An 18,070-nucleotide genomic window follows, 5' to 3' on the forward strand; every position below is an offset into this window, starting at 1 on the left:
CTACAACACCCCTCCCCACACCCCTGTGCCTTCGGCCCCACGGCCAGGGGCGGACACGCCGCGGCGCGGACGACGCACCGCGCTGATCGCAGCTGCGGTCGTGTTCGTACTCGCTGTCGGGGCGGCGGTCGCCGCGGTGGCGCTGCGCGGCGGGGGTGGCTCGAACGCCGGCGGGCGGACCTCGAGCGGGCCGGCACGGACGTCGCCGTCCGTCACCGCCGCCGGCGCGCATCCGGTGCTGCGGACCGGGTCCGCGGGAACCCCGACCGTGTCGTGGGCCCACTTCGCCGCGTTCTCGAGGTTGGTCGGCACCCGCGACTCCGATTCGGCGACGGCGTTCGACCACGGCTCCTGCCGGTTGTCCGGGCCGAGCGGTCTCGACGTCACGCTGGGCATCCTCGACGAGGTCTCCTGCACCTACCCGTCCGACCCGACCACGATCACCGTCCTGCGTCTGGCCACCGCCGCGAAGGTCGATGCCTACCTCGCCAACCGCCTCGACGAGGCCGGGTACGGCCAGTTCGTGTGGACGGCGGCCGGCCGGCCGCGGGGTCTTGCCCTGCTCACTCCGAAGGACGGGTCCGGTACCTCGACCCTGACCAGCACCTTCTGCGGGCTGCCCGGCTACCTCGTGCGGGTACGCGCCCCCGACCGGACCAAGGTCAGCACCGACGACCTCCGCACGGGCATCTGGAACAAGGCACCGTTCCCCGATGCCCTGCCCGCCGAGTGCGACGACACCTTCCGCGCGGCGCGCAGCGGTGCCCAGACCTCCCCGTCAGTCAGCCCGGCGAAGGGCATGCTGCGGATGGACTCCACCGTGATCCAGACCCTGCTGCGGCACAGCGACAGCACCGCGCCGACCTACCAGGTCGTCACGCCGAGCGGGGCCGACGCCATCATCGTCGGCCAGAAGGGCACGGTCACCTTCTTCTCCGAGGCCGACGACGTGCTGCGCACGGCCGGGCTCAGCACATACCCCTATTCGGCGTCCCTCGGCGCCCCCGACGCCGGAGCCACCGGCTCGGTGCTCACCGGTATGACTAATGCAACCTTCGTCGTGCGCGGAACGTTCTCCGGCGACGGGTCGGGCAATGCGGTCGCCTACACCAACGGCAGCAAGGGCTGGGGGGCGATCAAGGCCAAGTCCGACGGCAACCTCGCTCCGTCGGGGCAGGGCGTGGGCATCGGCGGGGTCGGGCTCGGCGACGACTTCGTCCTCACCGGTGGCCGCCTGGAGACCTTCGACTGCTCGTCGCAGCTGCCGATCAGCCGGTGCAGCGGCAACGACCGCGTGATCAAGTACTGGACCTGGCGCAAGACCGAGTTCGTGCAGACGGGCAGCGCCGGGCGTACCCGCTGAGCGGGTCACCCGAGCACCCCGAGCGCATGGGTCGCCATGCCGACGACGATCGGCACGACGCCCAGGCAGACGAACGAGGGCAGGAAGCACGCCGCCAGCGGAGCCATCGCCGTGATGCCGGCGCGCTGCGCGCGGGCAGTGGCGGCGGACACCGCCTCGGCCCGGATCTCGGCCGCGTGCCGCTCGAACGCATCGGCCACCTTGATCCCGCTGGCCGCGCTGCGTACCGCGCTGGCGGCGAGCGGCCGCAGGGGATGCGCGTCGGGAACCACGCTCCAGGCGTCCTCGGCCCCGGCCCCGAGCCGGACCAGACCGGCTACGCGCAGCAACAGCGGCGCCGAATCGGGCCCCGCAGCGGGTGCGGCAAGAGCAAGCGCGTCGGCGAGCGGGCGGCCGCTGCGCAGGACGGCAGCAGCCAGGTCGAGCGGCAGCGCGATCGACCGATCGGTCCGCAGCCGGCCGGGTCGTCGCCCGGCGGCGCGCACGCCCAACCCGGCCACCGGGGCGAGCACCAGCGCCGCCACGAGACCGACCCGCGGACCCGCCGTCACGACGCAGGCGACCGCGGCCAGCACCGCGGCGAGTGCCGGGCCACCACGCAGGCGGCGGGCGGGACCGACGTTGCCGACGGAACCCCGACCGCGGGCGGGACCCAAACCGCCAGCGGGACCGACCTCGCGCGTGCCATCGTCCCCGCCAGCCCCGCCGGCCGGACCGCGCCCGCGCTCAATCCTGCGGGAACCGCGCGGCGCCACCAGGAGGGCCGCGGCGACCCACAACCACGTGGTGGTCTCGAGCACTCCGGGCACGAGCGTCACGCCCGCTCGGCGCGGCGGAGCACGGAGCGGATCCAGAGGACGCCGGCGACGTCGAGGGCAACGCCGACCAGGCACAGCACCCGGCCACCCGGCGACCCGCCCAGGACGCTGACCGGCGACGCCCCCATCGCGCTGCCGAGCCCGAGGCCGAGCACCGGGAGCAGGGCCACGAGCACCGCCGACGAGCGCGGGCCGGCCAGTGCGACAGCCACCGCGCGGCGCTGCGCGTCGGCACTGGACAGATCCTCGGCCACCCTCTCCAGCACGCCGGCCAACGCCGACCCGGTGTCCTGCCCGAGCGTCCAGGCGACCCCGACGGCGCGGATCCCGGGCCGCGGGTCCGGCGACAGCGCCTCCGGCCGCTCCCCGCGACCGGCCTGGTCGGCCGCGCGTTGGAAGGCCTCGCGCACCTGCGGCGCAGCCGACGCTGCCGCGGCCAGCGCGCTCGCCGGCAGGCTGCCGGCGGCCAGCTCGGCGGTGAGGATCCGGACCGCAGCCAGCACCGCGGCGTGCTCGGCCCGGTGACGGCGACGGGCGACGTGGCCGGCCAGCTGCCGGGCCGCCTGCGCGGGGAGTGGGGTGGCCGCGGGCGCCAGCACCGGGCCGGCCACCCCGCCGGTGACGACGGCGACCGCGACGACGCCGAGCGCGGCAAGCAGCCGGCCGTCGACACGCCGCGCGAGGTGCGCATGACGACGAACCGTCGCAGGCGGGGCGCCGGACAGGCGCGCGCGGCCGGCCAACGTGGCGACGCGGACCGGAGCCCGGCGTGGAGCGGCGCCGACCAGCAGGGCGAGCGCGACCAGGGCCCACGACAGCGGGGTCATCGGGCACCGGCCAGCTGGGGGCACGGCCCCACGCCGGCCCGGGTCCGGCGGCGCGGGACCACGCCGGGGCCACGGCGAGCTCGTCGCCACCGCGCTCGAGCAGCCCGATCTCGGCCACCACGCGACGGCCGTCGCGTCCGCGGTGCAGGTGCACCACGACGTCGACGGCACTGGCCACGAGGCTGGTGACCGCCGCCGCCGGCAGCCCCGCCAGGGCGCCGAGGGCGGCGAACCGGGCGGGCACGTCGGCGGCCGAGTTGGCGTGGAGGGTGGCGGCGCTGCCCTCGTGCCCGGTGTTGAGGGCCACGAGCAGTTCGACCATCTCGGCCCCGCGGAACTCGCCGACCACCAGGCGGTCGGGGCGCATGCGCAGCGCCTGGCGCACGAGCTCGCGCAAGGTGACGGCGCCGGCCCCCTCGACGTTCGCCGGACGCGTGACCAGACGCACCACGTGCGGGTGCCGGACGACGAGCTCGGCGGCGTCCTCGATCACCAGCAACCGGTCGCGCGGGCCCACCTCCCCGAGCAGGGCACCGAGCAGTGTCGTCTTGCCCGTCCCGGTGCCGCCGGTGACGACGAACGCCAGCCGAGCCGCCACGATCGCCCGCAGCAGCGCTGCGACGTCGTCCGGCATGGCACCTGCGTCGACAAGGTCGTCGACCCCGAGCGGCCGGCGAGCCAGGACGCGCAACGACACCGTCGTCGTGGGCACGAGCGGTGGCAGCACCGCGTGCAGCCGCGTCCCGTCGGCGAGGACCGCGTCGACGTAGGGGGTGGCGTCGTCGAGCCGACGTCCGGCCCCCGCGGCGAGCCGTTGGGCCAGCGACCGCACCTCCGCCTCGTCGGCGAACCCCACCGCGCTGCGCTCCATGCCGGCGCCCCGGTCGAGCCACACCGCGTCCGGCGCGTTGACGAGCACGTCCGTGACCCCGGGCAGCTCCAGCAGCGGCTCCAACGGCCCGGCACCACGCAGTTCGGCGGCCACGTCCCGACGCAGGCGCGCGAACACGGCGTCGTCGACGATCCCGGACGACTCGGCGCGTAGTGCCGCGTCCAGGCCCAGCCCCGGGCCGACCTCGCCGGACTCGACCAGTCGGTGCCGGACCCGATCGGCCAGCGCAACGTCGGCGCCGATCATGCGAGCACCAGCGCCCGCCGCGCCGGCGGTGCCTGCCCGGCCGGCCATGCCCGCCCCGTCGCCCCGGCCAGTACGCCGTCCGCCACGCGCACCGTCGCTCGCGGCAACCTGCTCATCTCGAAGCGTCGACCGACAGCCGCCCGCGGCGGCAGCACCCCCAGACACGGGACGTCGAGGCACTGCGCCGCCCGGGTGACGTCGACGTCGGCGCGCCGCAGCACGATGCCGAGCGGCAGTTCGGGCAGCGCGTCGACGAGCACGTGCGCCGAAACGAGCCCCGCCACGTCGGCGCGGGCCAGGACAACGACGAGATCGCAGCGCAGGAGCGCCGCGGCGCGCTCGACGACGGCGGCCCGGGGGAGGTCGAGCACGACCGGGCCGAGCGCGGCCGCCGCACCGAGCACCTGACCGACCGCCTCCGGGTCCAACTCACCGACGTCGGCGGCGAGCACGGCGCACGGCCCGGCGCGCGGCAGGCCGGCCCGCAGCGCCTCCGGTTCGAGATGGCCCCCGGCCAGGTGCAGGCCCGACCAGCGAGCACCGGGCTCGGTCTCGAGCCCGAGCAGCACGTCGATGCCGCCGCCCGTGACGTCGAGATCGATCAGGACCGCGGCCGCCCGGACGGCGAGGACCGCCGCGAACATCGAGGCGCCGACACCGCCGCTGCCTCCCACGACCCCGATGACCGGACCGGCGCCCGGGCGCGTCACGTCACTCATGCCCGCCAGCCAACCCCGTTCGCCGCGACCGCACGCGTCCCGTTCGCAGCCTGTGGACGGCGAGCAAGCGGCGGCGTGACGCACCCACGAACCCCTGCGCAGACCGAACCCGACCGAACCAGTCGGGAGCAGTCAGCGACGGTCCGTATCCTCACCGTCGTGGCCGAACTCCCGCGCACGGCGGCGTTCTTCGATCTCGACAAGACGATCATCGCCAAGTCGAGCGTGCTCGCGTTCGGGCGGCCGTTCTACCAGGGCGGGCTGATCAACCGGCGCGCCGTGCTGCGCAGCGCCTACGCCCAGTTCATGTTCGCCCTCGCCGGGGCCGACAGCGACCAGATCGAGCGCATGCGCGCCTATCTCACCGGCATGTGCACGGGGTGGGACGTCGCGCAGGTGCGCGAGATCGTCTCCGAGACCCTGCACGAGATCATCGACCCCATCGTCTACAACGAGGCCGTCGAGCTGATCAGCATGCACAAGGCCGCCGGGCGCGACGTCGTCATCGTCAGCACGTCCGGCGAGGAGGTGGTCGGGCCGATCGGCGCCATGCTGGGCGCCGACGACGTCGTGGCCACCCGGATGGTCGTGCAGGACGGTCGCTACACCGGCGAGATCAGCCGCTACGCGTTCGGCGAGGAGAAGGCGGTGGCCATCCGCGAGCTCGCGGAGCTACGGGGTTACGACCTGTCGGCGAGTTACGCCTACTCGGACTCCGCCACGGACGTCCCGATGCTGGAGAGCGTCGGGCACCCCTACGCCGTCAACGCCGACCGCGCCCTGCGGCGGGCAGCCGTCGAACGCGACTGGCCACTACTCACCTTCTCCAACGCGGTTCCCCTGCGGGAACGCATCTCCGGCCTGCGTCCCGAGCACCCGGTCACGGCGGCGACGGTCGTCGGCGCGAGCATGGCCGCGGCCGGGATCGCGTGGTACGCCGCGCGACGCCGCATCCGGGCGTGAGCTGTGAACTACCGCTGACACGCCGTCGGGCCCTTGCGTGACCCGGGTCACAGTGGTTCGTTGGAGACAGCACGGACGTACGAGCACCCACGCGGCGATCCCACCGTCGAAGGTGAATCGACGTGGCACCGAGGCAGCGCCGCTGACGGACCGCGTTCGATACCGAACAGGGCACGCTTGGTAACTCGCCGCCCGTGCCGGCGGCGTCGTTGTGTCGACAGACACGGCGACGCCGCCGTCGCATGTCCAGGGCCCGCATGCGCAGGGCCGCCGCCGCACACACCTTCAGCCGCGCGCCATGGCCTCGCAGATCGCGACGCTCTCGGTGGCTCCGGCGACGAGCGCGTCCGCGCAGTGCACCAGCCAGCGACCGATACCGGCCGGCGTCTCGGAACGGTAGGCCTCCAGGGCCTCGTCGTAGTCGGCACGCAACTCGCGGTGCCCCACCTCGACGGCCACCAGGGACTTGGGATCCAGGCCGCGCTCGACGAGCGTCAGCCGCACCGCCGCCCGCGCCACCACGCCCGACGCCGGGGGGAACGCGTCGAGGCCGAGCAGCTCGCCGTGCACGATCGCGGCGACCACCACAGCCGGGGCGCGCGTGGTGGCCAGCACGAGGGTCAGGGTGTCCATCCGCTCGGCCGCGCCAGCACGGGGGCGGCCCAGGGTCTCGGCGTCCTCGACCAGGTCCGCGGCCGCCAGGGCGTGCAGCCGGGCCATCGCCTGCCGGGGCGCCTTCGTCCAGGTGTCGGTCAGCGACGCGATCGCGGACTGCGCCCGCAGCGCACCCTGCACGACCGGCCGCTGCGCCGCGTCACCCGAGCGCACGTCCGCCAGCTCCACCTCGTCACCGGCCAGCCAGGCCGAGGCCCACGCGCCGCGCAGCGCGGACTCGGCGGACACGTCGGGCGAGCGACGGCGCAGGGTGCGATTGCCGAGCAGTGCGTCGACCGCGTCCCGCGCACGTTGCACGCCGTCCGCGACACCGGGGAGCTCGAGCAGCGGGGCGAGCGGATCGGCGGGCACGGGAGGCAACGGTAGTGTCCGGCACGGGCGCCCCACGACCACGGGCCGCCTGCCATGATTGACAGCACTTTCCGGCACGACCACCCGTGCACGTCCGTCGATCAAGGAGCTGCGACCGTGACGGTCACCCCGCAGTCGAACGCCACCCCAGGGGTCACGGCCTCGGCCGGCAGCGCTGCCGAGCCCAGCATGGGCGAACTCGTGGCCGAGGCGTCGAAGCATCTGTCCACGCTGGTGCACAGCGAGATCGAGCTGGCCAAGCTGGAACTGCGCTCGACGGTCAAGAACGCAGGCGTCGGCGCCGGAGCCTTCATCGGCGCCCTGGTCGTGCTCGTCTTCTCCCTCACCTTCGGCTTCCTCGCCCTCGCCGAGGGCATCGCCGCGCTCGGCCTCGACCGCTGGCTCGCGTTCCTCATCGTCTTCGGCTTCCAGCTTCTCGTCGTCGGTGCGCTGGTGTTCGTCGGCATCCGCAAGATCAAGCGGGTGAAGGCGCCGGAACGCACGATCAGCACCGGCAAGGAGACCGTCGCCTACCTGCGTAAGCACTAGGCCGCTGCGTCGTGGGATTCGGCCCCCTCCCGGGCGCCCCTGACAGCTCCACCGTCCTGCTCGACGGCCCGTGGACGCACCGCGTCGTGCGCGCCAACGGGATCGCGCTGCACGTCGCCGAGCTCGGCCAGGGGCCGCTCGTCCTGCTCGTGCACGGCTTCCCGCAGTTCTGGTGGGCGTGGCACGACCAGCTGACGACACTCGCGGACGCGGGCTACCGCGCGGTCGCCGTCGACCTGCGCGGCTACGGCGCCAGCGACAAGCCACCGCGCGGGTACGACTCGCCCACGCTGGCCGCCGACATGGCCGCACTCGTCACGTCGCTGGGCGAGTCGTCGGCCATGATCGTCGGGCACGACGTCGGCGGGACCCTCGCCTGGACGATGGCGGCGCAGCATCCGCAGGTCGTGCGGTCCGCCGTCGTCCTCGGCGCGGCGCATCCGTTGGACCTGCGCGCTGCGCTGCGTCCCGGGGCCGGACCCGCTCAGCGGCAGGCGTCCGCGTACGCCTTGCGCACCTTCCAGATCCCGCGTCGACCGGAGAGCCTGCTCTCGCGTGACTCGTCCTGGGTCCGCGAGCTGTTCGACCGGTGGACGGGCCCCCGCTGGCGCGGCACGCCGCGCTACCGCGTCGACGTCGAGCGCTACGCCCAGGCCATGCGCATCCACCCGGTGTCGTTCTGCGCCGCGGAGCACTACCGGTGGCTGGCCCGCTCGGTGTTGCGCTCCGACGGGCGCGCCTGGGCCGAAGCGATGCGCCGGCCGGTCACCGCACCGGTGCTGCACCTGCACGGCGACTTCGACGCCTGCGTCCTGCCGGCCACCGCGCAGGGAGCCGGGCGGCACGTCCGCGGCCGCTACGAGTGGCGCCTGCTGGACGGGGTCGGGCACTTCCCGCACAACGAGGTGCCGGCGATGATCGGCGACGAGCTGGTCAGCTGGGCCAAGGTCACGCTGTAGCTCCGCGTCAATCCCGGGGAGTGTTGTGTGCCGCGGCGGCGCACAACTCTCCCGGCGCCGGACTAGCGCGAGGCGGTTCTGACCCGGAAGACCAGTCCCCCGACGAGCCCGGCAACCCCCCCGATTCCCATGAGCGACCACCACGTCTGCGGCTGGCCGTAACCGACGACCAGCGTGCTGGAGTACGCCTTGGACGCCGTGATCCCGTCCGTCGGGACGTACCGGCCGTGGTAGACGACCCTTTGCCCGTCGGCGACGTAACGACCCCACAGGTAGACGGCCAGCCCGACGAGCAGGCCAGCCGCGACCCCGCCGACGGTCAGCACCGGGAGACGGCCCCGACGAAGCCACCGCACCGCGAACGCGACGAAGAGCCCGGCGACCACTCCCGAGCCCAGGGTGACGGCCACCGGCACCGGCCAGGCAATGTCGGACCGGCGGCCGAGGTGGAAGGCCATGGCCACGGCCACGAGCCCGCCGACCAGCAGGCCGAGCGCTGCGAACAGGGCGACGGTCCGTCGCTCAGGCACTGCGTAGCCGCCCGACCACCTCGGCGACGACGGCGGCGAGCACACCGACCGCGAGTCCGACCACGGCGCCGGTCAGCACCAGCGGCCACCACGGTCCCGACGTCGGCAATAGCTCCATGGTGATGCCCTTGGGCTCGAAGGTCGTGAACCTGAAGTCGCCCGCCGGCGGGTTCTCGGTGCGGCCGTAGAAGTGCAACTCCACCGCGAGCAGGACCCCCACGACGAGACCGGACGAGGCCAGCACGACCGCCGTCCCGATCCGTCCGACCTCGGCCGTGCCGCGCGACGACACCACCCACCGCAGCAGCCCGAGGAGCAGGCCGGCCACCAGCCCAGCGCCGACCGCGACCGGGAGCAGCCGGCCGACGTCGCTCCAGGAACCGGGCACGGAGGTGGCCAGGTAGTCGACGTAGCGCCGCGGCATGCCCTGACCGGCGCCGAGGGCCACGCCCTGCCGCGCGCTCGTCCCGGCCATGAAGACCAGCACGAGGGAGAGCGCGGCGCCCACCGCGGCGCCGAGCACAGCGCTTCCCGCGGTCGGCCTCACAGCGGCACCCTAACGTCAGCCGGGCGTGCACCCACCGGTGTCGACAGCGGTGTTCGCCGTACGCCCGGTCGAGGCCCCCGACGCGATCTCGGCGTCGGTGAGCACGAAGCCCGTGTCGGGCGAGTCGAGTGCGGTGGCGAAGACCATGCCGAGCACCGTGCCGTCGTTGGCCAGCAGCGGGCCACCGGAGTTGCCGCTGCGCACGACGGAGCGGATCGAGTAGATCGAGCGGGTGATCGTGCCGTGGCCGTAGATGTTGGAGCCGCGGACGGTCGTCTGCGAACGGATGCGGGCGGTGCGCACCGTGAACGGCCCGTTCTCGGGATAGCCGAGCACGGTGGCGGCGTCGCCGGTGCGGCCGGGCGAGCCGGTGAACCGCAGCACCGGCGCGTCGAGACGCGGCGCCGACAGCACCGCGACGTCGCGGTCGGGGTCTAAGTACACGACCTTGGCCGGCACGGTGCCGCCGTCGACCTGGATGCGCACGCTGCGGGTGCCCGCGACCACGTGGGCGTTGGTGAGCACGCGGTGCCGCGCGTAGACGAAACCGGAGCCCTCGATACCGCGGTCGCACTCGGGCGCCTGACCGTAGATCTTCACCGTCGAGCGCTGCGCCGCGCGCACGCGCGCCTGGACGGCGGGCGACAGGCTCGCGGGCGGGGCGGGGACGGCCACCACCGAGGTCGACGGCAGATCGCCGAGCACCGGCGGGAAGCCGCTCTGGTTCAGGAACCCGCGCAGCGAGGAGTACAGCCCGCGTACGCCGTCGGGGACGGCGCCGTTCACCGCCCGCACGATCCGCGAATGGGCGGCCTCGGAGGCCAGCGTCGGGTAGGGCGAGGTGGCCAGCGGCACCGCGACCATCCACGCCACGAGCAGCACCGACAGCACACCGAGGATCGACCCGACCCCGGCGTCGACGGGCTTGCCCCACTCCGGCACCAACTGCTTGACGTGCGCGGCCAGGTAGACGCCGGCCAGCTGACCGATGGTGGCCAGCACCAGCACGCACACGATGGCAACGGGGATCTGCGCGCGGCCGTCCGCAACCCGCGATCCGAGCGGCTGGGCGAGCTGGGCACCGATCGCCGCGCCCCCGAAGAAGCCGATGAGCGAGAACACCCCGACCACGGCCCCGCTGCGGAAACCGCCGATCGCGTACGCGACGGCGACCACGATGATGATCAGGTCAAGCAGGTTCACGAGCGGGGCTCGATCACCAACGTGCCGGTCTGGCCCTGCTGCACGTGGATGGTGCACACGAAGCGGTAACGCCCGGGCGCGCCGGCGGTGAAGGTCACCTTGCCGACGTCGCCGGCCGCGGTCAGCGGGACGAAGGCACCGGGCAGGCCGTTGACGAGCAGGTTGTGCGGCGGGCCGCCGGACCCGCCCTTGACGACGTTCTTGAGGATGATCTCCACCCGTCCGGGATGGACGACGAGCGTGGACGGGTGGAAGCGCAGATCGGCCCCGGTGGTGACGGTCAGCTGCTGGAGGCCGTTGACGTCCGACGCGGTGCCGGACCCGTTGTGCGGCCGCTTCTGCGGCGCCGACTCGCTGTTGCTGCAGCCGGCCACCGCTGCGGTCAGGGCCACGGTCGCGGCCACGACACGGAGACGGGCACGGGCGGCGGGCATGGGGTGACGGTACCGGCGCGGCCTGACGGTTCCGGTGGCCGTCAATCCCTGTCCACAGCTGCCGTCGGCGGGCTCGGGTAGCCGGGCAGCGGTGGCAGCGGGCGCCGCACGGTGCGGTCCCAGGGCTGCGCCCAGCCGGCGATGTCCAGGAGGCGGTCGAGCAGCCCGGCGGTGAACCCCCAGACGAACAGCCCGCGGGCCTCGAACCCCGGGCTGAGGTAGCCCGCGGGACCGTTGACGAGGAAGCGGTGCGACGGGTCGGTGAGCTCGGCGATGGGCACCAGCTCGACCCGCGCGACCTCGGCCGCACTGACCGCGCGCACCGCGGCGGGGTCGTGCAGGGCCGGGCACCAGGCGAGCACCGGGGTCACGACGAAGCCGGTGACGGGAATGAAGATCGGCGGCAACGCGGCGATCACCTGCACGTCCGCGGCGTCGAGGCCGACCTCCTCGGTGGCCTCGCGCAGGGCCGCCGCGACCGGCGAGGCGTCCCCGTCGTCGATCGACCCGCCCGGGAACGCGACCTGGCCCGCGTGCTTGCGCAGGTCGGAGGAACGTTCGATGAGCAGGACGGACGGGCCGTCCGGGCCGTCGGCGAAGGAGATGAGGACGGCCGAGGGACGCCCCGACCCGTCGTCGGGGGGCAGGAAGCGAGAGAGGTCGTCACCGCCGATCGAGGCGGCCGCGTCGGCCAGCGGCGCCAGCCACCCGGGAACGGCAGCGCTCACGTGGCGACCATCTGCGCCTCGGTCTTGACCAGCTTCGCCGCGGCCTCGGGGTCGGTGGGCCCTTCGCCGAAGGACGGGCACAGCCGCGCGATCGGGCACACCCCGCACGCGGGCTTGCGGGAATGGCACATTCGCCGCCCGTGCCAGATGGTGCGGTGGCTGAAGATCGTCCATTCCTTCTTGGGGATGAGGGTCGCGACGGCGGCCTCGACCTTGACGGGGTCGGTCTCGGTCGTCCAGCCCCACCGCCGCACGAGCCGCCCGAAGTGGGTGTCCACCGTCAGCCCGGGCACGTCGAAGGCGTTGCCGAGCACGACGTTCGCGGTCTTGCGCCCGAAGCCCGGCAGGGTGACGAGCTCGGCGAGCGTCCGCGGGACCTCCCCGTCGAAGTTCTCGACCAGGGCCTGCCCGAGCTTGATCAGCGACGTGGTCTTGTTCCGGAAGAACCCGGTCGGCTTGATGAGGGCCTCGAGCTCGTCACGGTCGGCACCGGCGTACGCGGCCGCGTCGCGGTAGCGGCGGAAGACGGCCGGGGTGACCTCGTTGACCCGCTTGTCGGTGCACTGCGCCGACAGGACCGTGGCCACCGACAGCTCGAGCGGCGTCGTGAAGTCCAGCTCGATGTGGGCATCCGGATACAGGTCGGCGAGCTCACGGTTGATCCGCCGCGCGCGGCGGGTGAGGGCCAACGGGGTTTCGGGGGCTGAGGCCCGGACGGTTGCCACGACAGCGAGCCTACGAGCCGGTACGGACACCGCGTCGGCCCGCTTGGCCGACATCCGCACCGTGGTGCGGCATGATGGGCGGCGTCATGATCGGTTTCGCGCTGCTCCTCTTCCCCTTCGTGGTGCTCGGCTTCGTGCTGCTCATGGAACGCGTCGAGGAGCCGCTGAACCACCTACCGAACGAGCGCGAGATCGAGAACTTCCTCGACAGCGCCAACCCCTCCGAGCTGAACACGTTCGTCCGTGAAGGCAGCGAGTCGGCGCTGCGGCGCTTCCGCGGGCGGCTGGGCCGTCGCCGTGGCCGGCGCAAGGCCGACGCAGCCACGCTGGACTGAGCTCGCCCCGCGAGCGTGCGCATGGCGCGTCGCCGTCCGGCACGGAGGCCAGCGGCGCACTATAAGGCCGGTGCCCTAGACTTCTGTCAGCTGTGACCGGATTCGCACTGACGGCGATCGAGGAGCATGAGTGGACGAGGTTCTGCGCCGGGCGGGACTGTTCCAGGGCGTCGACCCTGAGGACGTCGAGGCGCTGTCCGACGAGTTCGAGATCTTCGACGCCCCTCGCGGTGCCGTCCTGTTCAACGAGGGCGAGCCCGGCGACAGCCTGTACATCGTCGTGGCCGGCAAGGTGAAGCTCGGCCGCCGCTCCCCCGACGGCCGCGAGAACCTCGTCGCGATCTACGGCCCGTCGGACCAGTTCGGCGAGCTGTCGCTGTTCGACCCGGGCCCGCGCACGGCCACCGCCACCGTCGTCACGGACGCCCGGCTGGCGCGCCTGCCCAAGTCGGCGCTGCAGAAGTGGGCGACCGAGCGGCCGCAGATCGCGATGCAGCTGCTGCGCGTCGTCGCCCGGCGGCTGCGCCGCACGAACACGATGCTCGCGGACCTGATCTTCGTCGACGTGCCGGGCCGGGTGGCCAAGCAGCTGCTGCAGCTCGCGCAGCGCTTCGGTTCCATCGACGGCGGGCAGCTGCGGGTCACCCACGACCTCACCCAGGAGGAGCTCGCGCAGCTCGTCGGCGCCTCCCGGGAGACGGTGAACAAGGCGCTGGCCGACTTCGCCTCCCGCGGGTGGCTGCGCCTCGAGGGCAAGAGCGTCGTCATCCTCGACCGCGAACGTCTGGCTCGCCGCGCCCGCTGACCGACCGCCGCACCCGCTGACCGCCCACCACGTCGAGTGGCGGGATATTCGTCGAGTGGTGGGCTATAACCCACCACTCGCGTCATAGCCCGCCACTCGCGATACGTCCCCGCAGCTGTCCACAGGCACGGCTCGTGTCCACAGGAAGTCGGCACCAGCGGATCGCGGTGCGCTCGGCAGTCCAACGTTGCGTTCATGACCGATCTCGCTCGCGTCAGCCACGGCGTCTGGCGCGAACCTTCCGACATCGTCGATCTTGCGGGCAGAGCGGCAGCGTTACTCACCGGGATAGCGCCCGGCTCCGTGGTCTCAGGGCTTTCCGCGGCGCGGCTGCACGGCCTGTGGTTGCCCTCTTCCGCACACGTCGGCCCGGTGGAATTCATCACCCATCCGGGCGCCGAACAGCCTCGTGCGCATGCGCACAGCGAACGCAGCGAGGTTCGGTTGCGAAGGTGCAGACTCCGACGGGATGAGATCGTGAACGTCGACGGGTTGGACGTCACCTGCATCGAGCGCACGTGGATCGACATCGCCGAGCGGTTGACGTTGCTCGATGTCGTTGCTGCCGGCGACAGCGCGCTGCGAGGCGGCGCGGGGACCGACTCGTTGGCGGACGCCGTGGGCCGGGGCCGCGGCCGTCGTGGTGTACGAGCGGCCCGGGCGGCCCTGACGCTGCTCGATGCACGCTCGCGGTCGCGGCCCGAGTCCCACCTGCGAGCCGGCTTCGTCCTGCGTGGGCTGGTGCCGTCGGGCGTCAACCAGCCGGTCTTCGACGACCTCGGGCAATGGCTTGCCGAACCCGATCTCAGCTTCGACGACGCTCGCCTGGCCGTCGAGTACAACGGCGCCGATCACGCAACGACGGATCGGATGCGGAGGGACATGACCCGTCAGGTCGATCTCGGTGACCGCGGTGGTTGGCAGACCGTTGCGTTCGGCCCGGCTCAGGTGTTCGGGCGCCTCGACCAGTGCGCCGCGTACGTCGCACGGGTGCGACGCGAACGGATCGGCGTTCGGATCTGATCGAGCCGCGGCGGCAAGTCTGCCGAGTGGCGGGGAATGCGTCGAGTGGCGGGAGATATCCCGCCACTCGAGCAATAACCCACCACTCGAGCGAGGGACGGAGGCGGGATGGCTCGACGGAGAGCGGGCGCGAGGCGGGGATGGCTCGACGGGGCCGGGGCCGAGGGCCTCAGCGGCGCAGGTAGTCCAGCTGGGCGGCGACGGACAGCTCGGCGGCCCACCACACGGCCGGGTCGACGTCGGCGTAGACGTCCTCGACGATCTCGCGTGCCGTCGCCGACGGCCCGAGCCGTTGCAGCGCCGACCGCACCTGCTCCAACCGCTCGGCACGGTGCGCGAGGTACTCCGCCGCCACCGTGCCGATCGAGTCGAGCTCCGGCCCGTGACCGGGCAGCACCCGCGCCCCGCCGAGGCCCTGCAGCAGACGCAGCGACGCCAGGTAGGGCCCCAGCGCGCCGTCCGGGTGCGCGACCACGGTCGTGCCCCGGCCCAGGACCGTGTCGCCGGTGAACACGGCGGCACCGTCGGCGTCGTCGCTGCCGGCCAGGACGAAGGACACCGAGTCGGCCGTGTGCCCGGGGGTGGCGAGGACCTGCAGCCGCACACCGGACGCGTCGACGACCGCCCCGTCCCGCAGCGGCGGCCCACCGCGGCACAGCGCCGGGTCCGCGGCACGGACCGCCACCCCGGTCTGCTCGTGCAACCGCGCCGCCAGGCCGCTGTGGTCGTGGTGGCCGTGGGTCAGCAGCACCACCGAGACCGACGGCGCCGCGCTCAGCAGCCGCTCGAGGTGGTCCGCGCCGGGGTGGTTCTCGCTGTCCTCGCCGGGGTCGATGAGGATGCGTTCCGCGGCGTCCCGCGCACCGACCACCCAGCTGTTCGTGCCCTCGAGACTCATCGGTCCAGGGTTGCGTTGCAGCAGCACCGACGCGCGCGGGGTCACCGCGCGCAGGGTTCCGTACGCGGGGAATGCGACCTCGGACGCGGCCGCCTCCGGTCGGCGGCGCCGTCGCAGCCTCACGCCAGCATCGCCCGCGGGACGGGATGCACGCTGCCGTCGTCGAGCTCGACGGTCACGGCGCCGTCCTCGGCGATGCGGAGCGTGGGGCGGACGGGGCGGATCACCCGCTCGTCGGCCGCCACCAGGACCTCGGCCACCGTGCTGTGCGCCAGCAGCTCCGTCATGGTGATCATCGTCGGCGGCAGCATGCGACGCTCGCCGGCCTGCACCTGCTCGAGGGCCACGCCGATGGGCAGCCAGCCCGCCGCGCTGGACTCGGTCGTCACGTCGGCGGCCGAGGCGCCGTCGGGCAGAGTGCCCACGAAGAACCGGGTGTCGTAGCGGCGGACCTCGCCCTCGGGGGTGACCCACCGCGCCCAGGGCCGCAGGGCGGCGCCGTCGACGGTCAGCTGGTGCCGGGCCAGCAGGTCGCCGAAGGAGAGCGCGCCGCTCTCGACGGCGGCGCGGTCGTCGGGCAGGACGGCCGCCGGCCGGGTCAGCAGCACGCCGGTCTCCTCGAACGTCTCGCGCGCGGCCGCGCCGAGTACCGCCCGCGCGGACGGGGCGTCGCAGTCGAACCGCGCCGCCACCCGTTCGACGTCGGCCACCTCCAGCGGGAGGTGCACGTCGGCCTCGTCGACCCGGCCGCCGGGGAACACGGTCATGCCCGCGGCGAAGGCCATCTGCCGGACCCGGGTCAGCAGCCACGCCTCGAGACCGTCGGCGCCGTCGCGCAGCAGCACCACGGTGGCGGCATCGCGGACCGGCACCGGCGCCCCCACCGTCTCACTCTCACGCCTACTCAACGACGACCTCGACGATGAGCTCGATCTCCACCGGCACGTCGAGCGGCAGGACGGCCATCCCGACCGCCGAGCGGGCGTGGGCGCCCTCGGGCCCGAAGATCTCCCCCAGCACCTCGCTGGCCCCGTTGACGACCGCCGGCTGGCCGGTGAACCCGGGGGCGCTCGCGACGTAACCGACCATCTTGACCACCCGCACGACCGCGTCGACGCCCACCAGGGCGTCCACGGCGGCGATCGCGTTCAGGGCCGCCACCCGGGCGTCGGCCGCCGCGTCCTCGGGCGTCACCTCCGCCCCCACCTTGCCGACGTGCCGCAGTTCGCCGTCCACCAGCGGGAGGTGACCGGACGTGTAGACCAGCGACCCGGTCCGGACGGCCGGCACGTAGGACGCGAGCGGGGCGGGGACGGCGGGCAGGGTGATGCCGAGCTCGGCGAGACGCTCGGACGCGGAGGCGGACATGCGCCCGACGGTATCGCTGACGTGCGTCCTACGCTGGGTTGATGGTCGCTCTCGCGGACGGGATCTCCCCCAAGGCGCGGCTGCACGTCGTCACCGGCAAGGGCGGGACGGGCAAGACCACCGCCGCGGCAGCGCTGGCGCTGGCCCTCGCCGACACCGGACGCAAGGTGCTGCTCGTCGAGGTCGAGTCCCGGCAGGCGATCGCCCAGCTGTTCGACACGCCCCCGATGCCCTACGAGGAACGCCACCTCGCCGGCGCCGCGAACGGTGGCGAGCTGCTGGGGCTAGCCGTCGACCCCGAGCAGGCGATGCTCGACTACCTCGAACTGTTCTACAACCTCAAGCGGGCCGGGCGCGGGCTGAAGAAGATGGGCGCCGTCGACTTCGTGACCACCCTGGCGCCGGGCCTGCGCGACGTGTTGCTCACCGGCAAGGTCAAGGAGTCGGTGGTGCGGCAGGCCCATAGCCGCCCGGTCTACGACTCGGTCGTCCTGGACGCGCCGCCGACGGGCCGCATCGCCCGCTTCCTCGACGCCACCCGCGAGGTCGCCAAGCTCACCAAGTTCGGCCCGATCAACAAGCAGAGCGAGGGCGTCATCTCCCTGCTGCACGGGCCGCGCACGGTCCTCCACCTCGTCACCCTGCTCGAGGAGATGCCGGTGCAGGAGACGATCGACGCCGCCGGCGAGCTCGCCGACCTGGGCTTCCAGCTCGGCGCGGTCGTCGTGAACCGCGCCCGTCCGGCACTGATCAGCGAGGGCCAGGTGCGGGCGGACGGCACGGTCGACGCGAAGGCCCTGGCCGTGGGGTTGCGCCGGGCCGGGGTCGCGGTGGCCCAGGCGCCGGCGCTCGCCGCCGAGATGGCCGACTACGCCCAGCGTCAGGTCGTGCAGGCCGAGAACGCCGCGCGCCTCGACAAGCTCGACCTGCCCCGCATCGAGCTGCCCGACCTGAACCCGCCCGTCCAGCTCGGCGAGCTCAAGGACCTCGCGGCGCGCTTCCTCGACGGCGGCGAGGCATGAGCGACGCTTGCGGAGCGAACCAGAGGTATTGCGTCTCTGCATGCCCGAACGGAGTGAGGGCATGAGCGACGCTTGCGGAGCGAACCAGCG

21 protein-coding genes and 1 pseudogene are annotated in these 18,070 nt (G+C 73.5%); 8 read left to right on the forward strand and 14 right to left on the reverse strand.

What is annotated here, in order from left to right:
- The first annotated feature begins 100 nt into the window (after nucleotides 1-100).
- Nucleotides 101-1,363: a hypothetical protein gene (locus ACFFCA_RS03345; protein ID WP_375481807.1), complete on the forward strand. Its 1,263-nt coding sequence runs from the start codon at nucleotides 101-103 to the stop codon at nucleotides 1,361-1,363.
- 5 nt (nucleotides 1,364-1,368) lie between these two features.
- Here the strand turns inward: ACFFCA_RS03345 and ACFFCA_RS03350 are convergent, their stop codons facing one another.
- From ACFFCA_RS03350 to ACFFCA_RS03365, 4 genes and pseudogenes are all read right to left on the reverse strand, one after another.
- On the reverse strand, nucleotides 1,369-2,019 hold the full coding sequence (locus ACFFCA_RS03350; RefSeq protein ID WP_375482052.1) for a type II secretion system F family protein: 651 nt from the start codon (nucleotides 2,017-2,019) through the stop codon (nucleotides 1,369-1,371).
- 158 nt (nucleotides 2,020-2,177) lie between these two features.
- On the reverse strand, nucleotides 2,178-3,008 hold the full coding sequence (locus ACFFCA_RS03355) for a type II secretion system F family protein (RefSeq protein WP_375481809.1): 831 nt from the start codon (nucleotides 3,006-3,008) through the stop codon (nucleotides 2,178-2,180).
- 163 nt (nucleotides 3,009-3,171) lie between these two features.
- Nucleotides 3,172-4,194 (reverse strand): annotated as a pseudogene (locus tag ACFFCA_RS03360) (TadA family conjugal transfer-associated ATPase); the annotation flags it as partial.
- Nucleotides 4,143-4,865 carry a hypothetical protein gene (locus ACFFCA_RS03365; protein ID WP_375481811.1) on the reverse strand — a complete coding sequence of 241 codons (723 nt, stop codon included), beginning with the start codon at nucleotides 4,863-4,865 and terminating at the stop codon, nucleotides 4,143-4,145. The pseudogene ACFFCA_RS03360 and the gene ACFFCA_RS03365, both read right to left, overlap by 52 nt.
- Before the next feature lie 147 nt (nucleotides 4,866-5,012).
- Between ACFFCA_RS03365 and ACFFCA_RS03370 the strand changes: the two genes are divergently transcribed.
- Nucleotides 5,013-5,828 (forward strand): HAD family hydrolase, encoded by an 816-nt coding sequence (locus ACFFCA_RS03370; protein WP_375482054.1) that lies wholly within the window; start codon nucleotides 5,013-5,015, stop codon nucleotides 5,826-5,828.
- A gap of 285 nt (nucleotides 5,829-6,113) precedes the next feature.
- Here the strand turns inward: ACFFCA_RS03370 and ACFFCA_RS03375 are convergent, their stop codons facing one another.
- Nucleotides 6,114-6,854 carry an oxidoreductase gene (locus ACFFCA_RS03375; RefSeq protein WP_375481813.1) on the reverse strand — a complete coding sequence of 247 codons (741 nt, stop codon included), beginning with the start codon at nucleotides 6,852-6,854 and terminating at the stop codon, nucleotides 6,114-6,116.
- A 117-nt stretch (nucleotides 6,855-6,971) separates the two neighbouring features.
- On the opposite strand from ACFFCA_RS03375, the gene ACFFCA_RS03380 reads away from it, so the two are divergent.
- Together ACFFCA_RS03380 and ACFFCA_RS03385 are read left to right on the forward strand one after the other, a co-directional pair.
- Nucleotides 6,972-7,403, forward strand: a complete 432-nt coding sequence (locus tag ACFFCA_RS03380) for a phage holin family protein (RefSeq protein WP_375481815.1) — start codon at nucleotides 6,972-6,974, stop codon at nucleotides 7,401-7,403.
- A gap of 11 nt (nucleotides 7,404-7,414) precedes the next feature.
- The gene (locus ACFFCA_RS03385; RefSeq protein ID WP_375481817.1) at nucleotides 7,415-8,362 is read left to right on the forward strand and encodes an alpha/beta fold hydrolase; all 948 of its coding nucleotides are present in this window, start codon (nucleotides 7,415-7,417) and stop codon (nucleotides 8,360-8,362) included.
- A 62-nt stretch (nucleotides 8,363-8,424) separates the two neighbouring features.
- Here ACFFCA_RS03385 and ACFFCA_RS03390 read toward each other — a convergent pair whose 3' ends face one another.
- Genes ACFFCA_RS03390 through nth form a run of 6 tightly spaced genes read right to left on the reverse strand, consistent with a single transcriptional unit; the run spans nucleotide 8,425 to nucleotide 12,583 of the window.
- Entirely contained in the window at nucleotides 8,425-8,892 is a 468-nt protein-coding gene (locus tag ACFFCA_RS03390; protein ID WP_375481819.1) for a hypothetical protein, read from the reverse strand.
- Nucleotides 8,885-9,439, reverse strand: coding sequence for a hypothetical protein (locus ACFFCA_RS03395; protein ID WP_375481821.1), 555 nt, complete (start codon nucleotides 9,437-9,439; stop codon nucleotides 8,885-8,887). The genes ACFFCA_RS03390 and ACFFCA_RS03395 overlap by 8 nt, the downstream gene beginning before the upstream one ends.
- A 15-nt stretch (nucleotides 9,440-9,454) precedes the next feature.
- On the reverse strand, nucleotides 9,455-10,642 hold the full coding sequence (locus tag ACFFCA_RS03400; protein ID WP_375481823.1) for a MarP family serine protease: 1,188 nt from the start codon (nucleotides 10,640-10,642) through the stop codon (nucleotides 9,455-9,457).
- The gene (locus tag ACFFCA_RS03405) at nucleotides 10,639-11,076 is read right to left on the reverse strand and encodes a plastocyanin/azurin family copper-binding protein (protein WP_375481824.1); all 438 of its coding nucleotides are present in this window, start codon (nucleotides 11,074-11,076) and stop codon (nucleotides 10,639-10,641) included. Before ACFFCA_RS03405 ends, ACFFCA_RS03400 begins: the two co-directional genes overlap by 4 nt.
- 41 nt (nucleotides 11,077-11,117) lie before the next feature.
- Complete coding sequence (locus ACFFCA_RS03410) at nucleotides 11,118-11,804, reverse strand: NUDIX hydrolase (protein WP_375481826.1); 687 nt, start codon at nucleotides 11,802-11,804, stop codon at nucleotides 11,118-11,120.
- Nucleotides 11,801-12,583: an endonuclease III gene (nth, locus tag ACFFCA_RS03415; protein ID WP_375481828.1), complete on the reverse strand. Its 783-nt coding sequence runs from the start codon at nucleotides 12,581-12,583 to the stop codon at nucleotides 11,801-11,803. The genes ACFFCA_RS03410 and nth overlap by 4 nt, the downstream gene beginning before the upstream one ends.
- Nucleotides 12,584-12,600: 17 nt before the next feature.
- Between nth and ACFFCA_RS03420 the strand changes: the two genes are divergently transcribed.
- The 3 genes from ACFFCA_RS03420 to ACFFCA_RS03430 all read left to right on the forward strand — a co-directional run bounded on the left by ACFFCA_RS03420 (nucleotide 12,601) and on the right by ACFFCA_RS03430 (nucleotide 14,692).
- Nucleotides 12,601-12,864, forward strand: coding sequence for a hypothetical protein (locus ACFFCA_RS03420; RefSeq protein WP_375481830.1), 264 nt, complete (start codon nucleotides 12,601-12,603; stop codon nucleotides 12,862-12,864).
- A 130-nt stretch (nucleotides 12,865-12,994) separates the two neighbouring features.
- The gene (locus ACFFCA_RS03425) at nucleotides 12,995-13,669 is read left to right on the forward strand and encodes a Crp/Fnr family transcriptional regulator (protein ID WP_375481832.1); all 675 of its coding nucleotides are present in this window, start codon (nucleotides 12,995-12,997) and stop codon (nucleotides 13,667-13,669) included.
- 195 nt (nucleotides 13,670-13,864) lie between these two features.
- A complete protein-coding gene (locus ACFFCA_RS03430) occupies nucleotides 13,865-14,692 on the forward strand; it encodes a hypothetical protein (RefSeq protein ID WP_375481834.1) in 828 nt (275 codons plus the stop codon).
- Nucleotides 14,693-14,861: 169 nt separating this feature from the next.
- On the opposite strand, the gene ACFFCA_RS03435 is transcribed toward ACFFCA_RS03430, so the two are convergent.
- Genes ACFFCA_RS03435 through ACFFCA_RS03445 form a run of 3 tightly spaced genes read right to left on the reverse strand, consistent with a single transcriptional unit; the run spans nucleotide 14,862 to nucleotide 16,958 of the window.
- Nucleotides 14,862-15,713, reverse strand: a complete 852-nt coding sequence (locus tag ACFFCA_RS03435) for an MBL fold metallo-hydrolase (protein WP_375481836.1) — start codon at nucleotides 15,711-15,713, stop codon at nucleotides 14,862-14,864.
- Complete coding sequence (locus ACFFCA_RS03440) at nucleotides 15,710-16,462, reverse strand: NUDIX hydrolase (RefSeq protein WP_375481838.1); 753 nt, start codon at nucleotides 16,460-16,462, stop codon at nucleotides 15,710-15,712. Before ACFFCA_RS03440 ends, ACFFCA_RS03435 begins: the two co-directional genes overlap by 4 nt.
- Nucleotides 16,463-16,490: 28 nt before the next feature.
- Nucleotides 16,491-16,958: a RidA family protein gene (locus tag ACFFCA_RS03445; protein WP_375481840.1), complete on the reverse strand. Its 468-nt coding sequence runs from the start codon at nucleotides 16,956-16,958 to the stop codon at nucleotides 16,491-16,493.
- 41 nt (nucleotides 16,959-16,999) lie between these two features.
- Here ACFFCA_RS03445 and ACFFCA_RS03450 point away from each other — a divergent pair, with 41 nt between their 5' ends.
- A complete protein-coding gene (locus ACFFCA_RS03450) occupies nucleotides 17,000-17,980 on the forward strand; it encodes an ArsA-related P-loop ATPase (protein WP_375481842.1) in 981 nt (326 codons plus the stop codon).
- Nucleotides 17,981-18,070: the final 90 nt, after the last annotated feature.

The organism is uncultured Jatrophihabitans sp. (assembly GCF_964252635.1).
In the GTDB taxonomy this organism is placed as follows: Bacteria; Actinomycetota; Actinomycetes; order Mycobacteriales; family Jatrophihabitantaceae; genus Jatrophihabitans.

Coding starts and splice junctions, on each gene's coding strand:
- ACFFCA_RS03405 (WP_375481824.1), bottom strand. CDS start 11,076: ATGCCCGCCGCCCGTGCCCGTCTCCGTGTCGTGGCCGCGACCGTGGCC.
- ACFFCA_RS03445 (WP_375481840.1), bottom strand. CDS start 16,958: ATGTCCGCCTCCGCGTCCGAGCGTCTCGCCGAGCTCGGCATCACCCTG.
- ACFFCA_RS03450 (WP_375481842.1), top strand. CDS start 17,000: ATGGTCGCTCTCGCGGACGGGATCTCCCCCAAGGCGCGGCTGCACGTC.
- ACFFCA_RS03365 (WP_375481811.1), bottom strand. CDS start 4,865: ATGAGTGACGTGACGCGCCCGGGCGCCGGTCCGGTCATCGGGGTCGTG.
- ACFFCA_RS03355 (WP_375481809.1), bottom strand. CDS start 3,008: ATGACCCCGCTGTCGTGGGCCCTGGTCGCGCTCGCCCTGCTGGTCGGC.
- ACFFCA_RS03420 (WP_375481830.1), top strand. CDS start 12,601: ATGATGGGCGGCGTCATGATCGGTTTCGCGCTGCTCCTCTTCCCCTTC.
- ACFFCA_RS03430 (WP_375481834.1), top strand. CDS start 13,865: ATGACCGATCTCGCTCGCGTCAGCCACGGCGTCTGGCGCGAACCTTCC.
- nth (WP_375481828.1), bottom strand. CDS start 12,583: ATGTCGGCCAAGCGGGCCGACGCGGTGTCCGTACCGGCTCGTAGGCTC.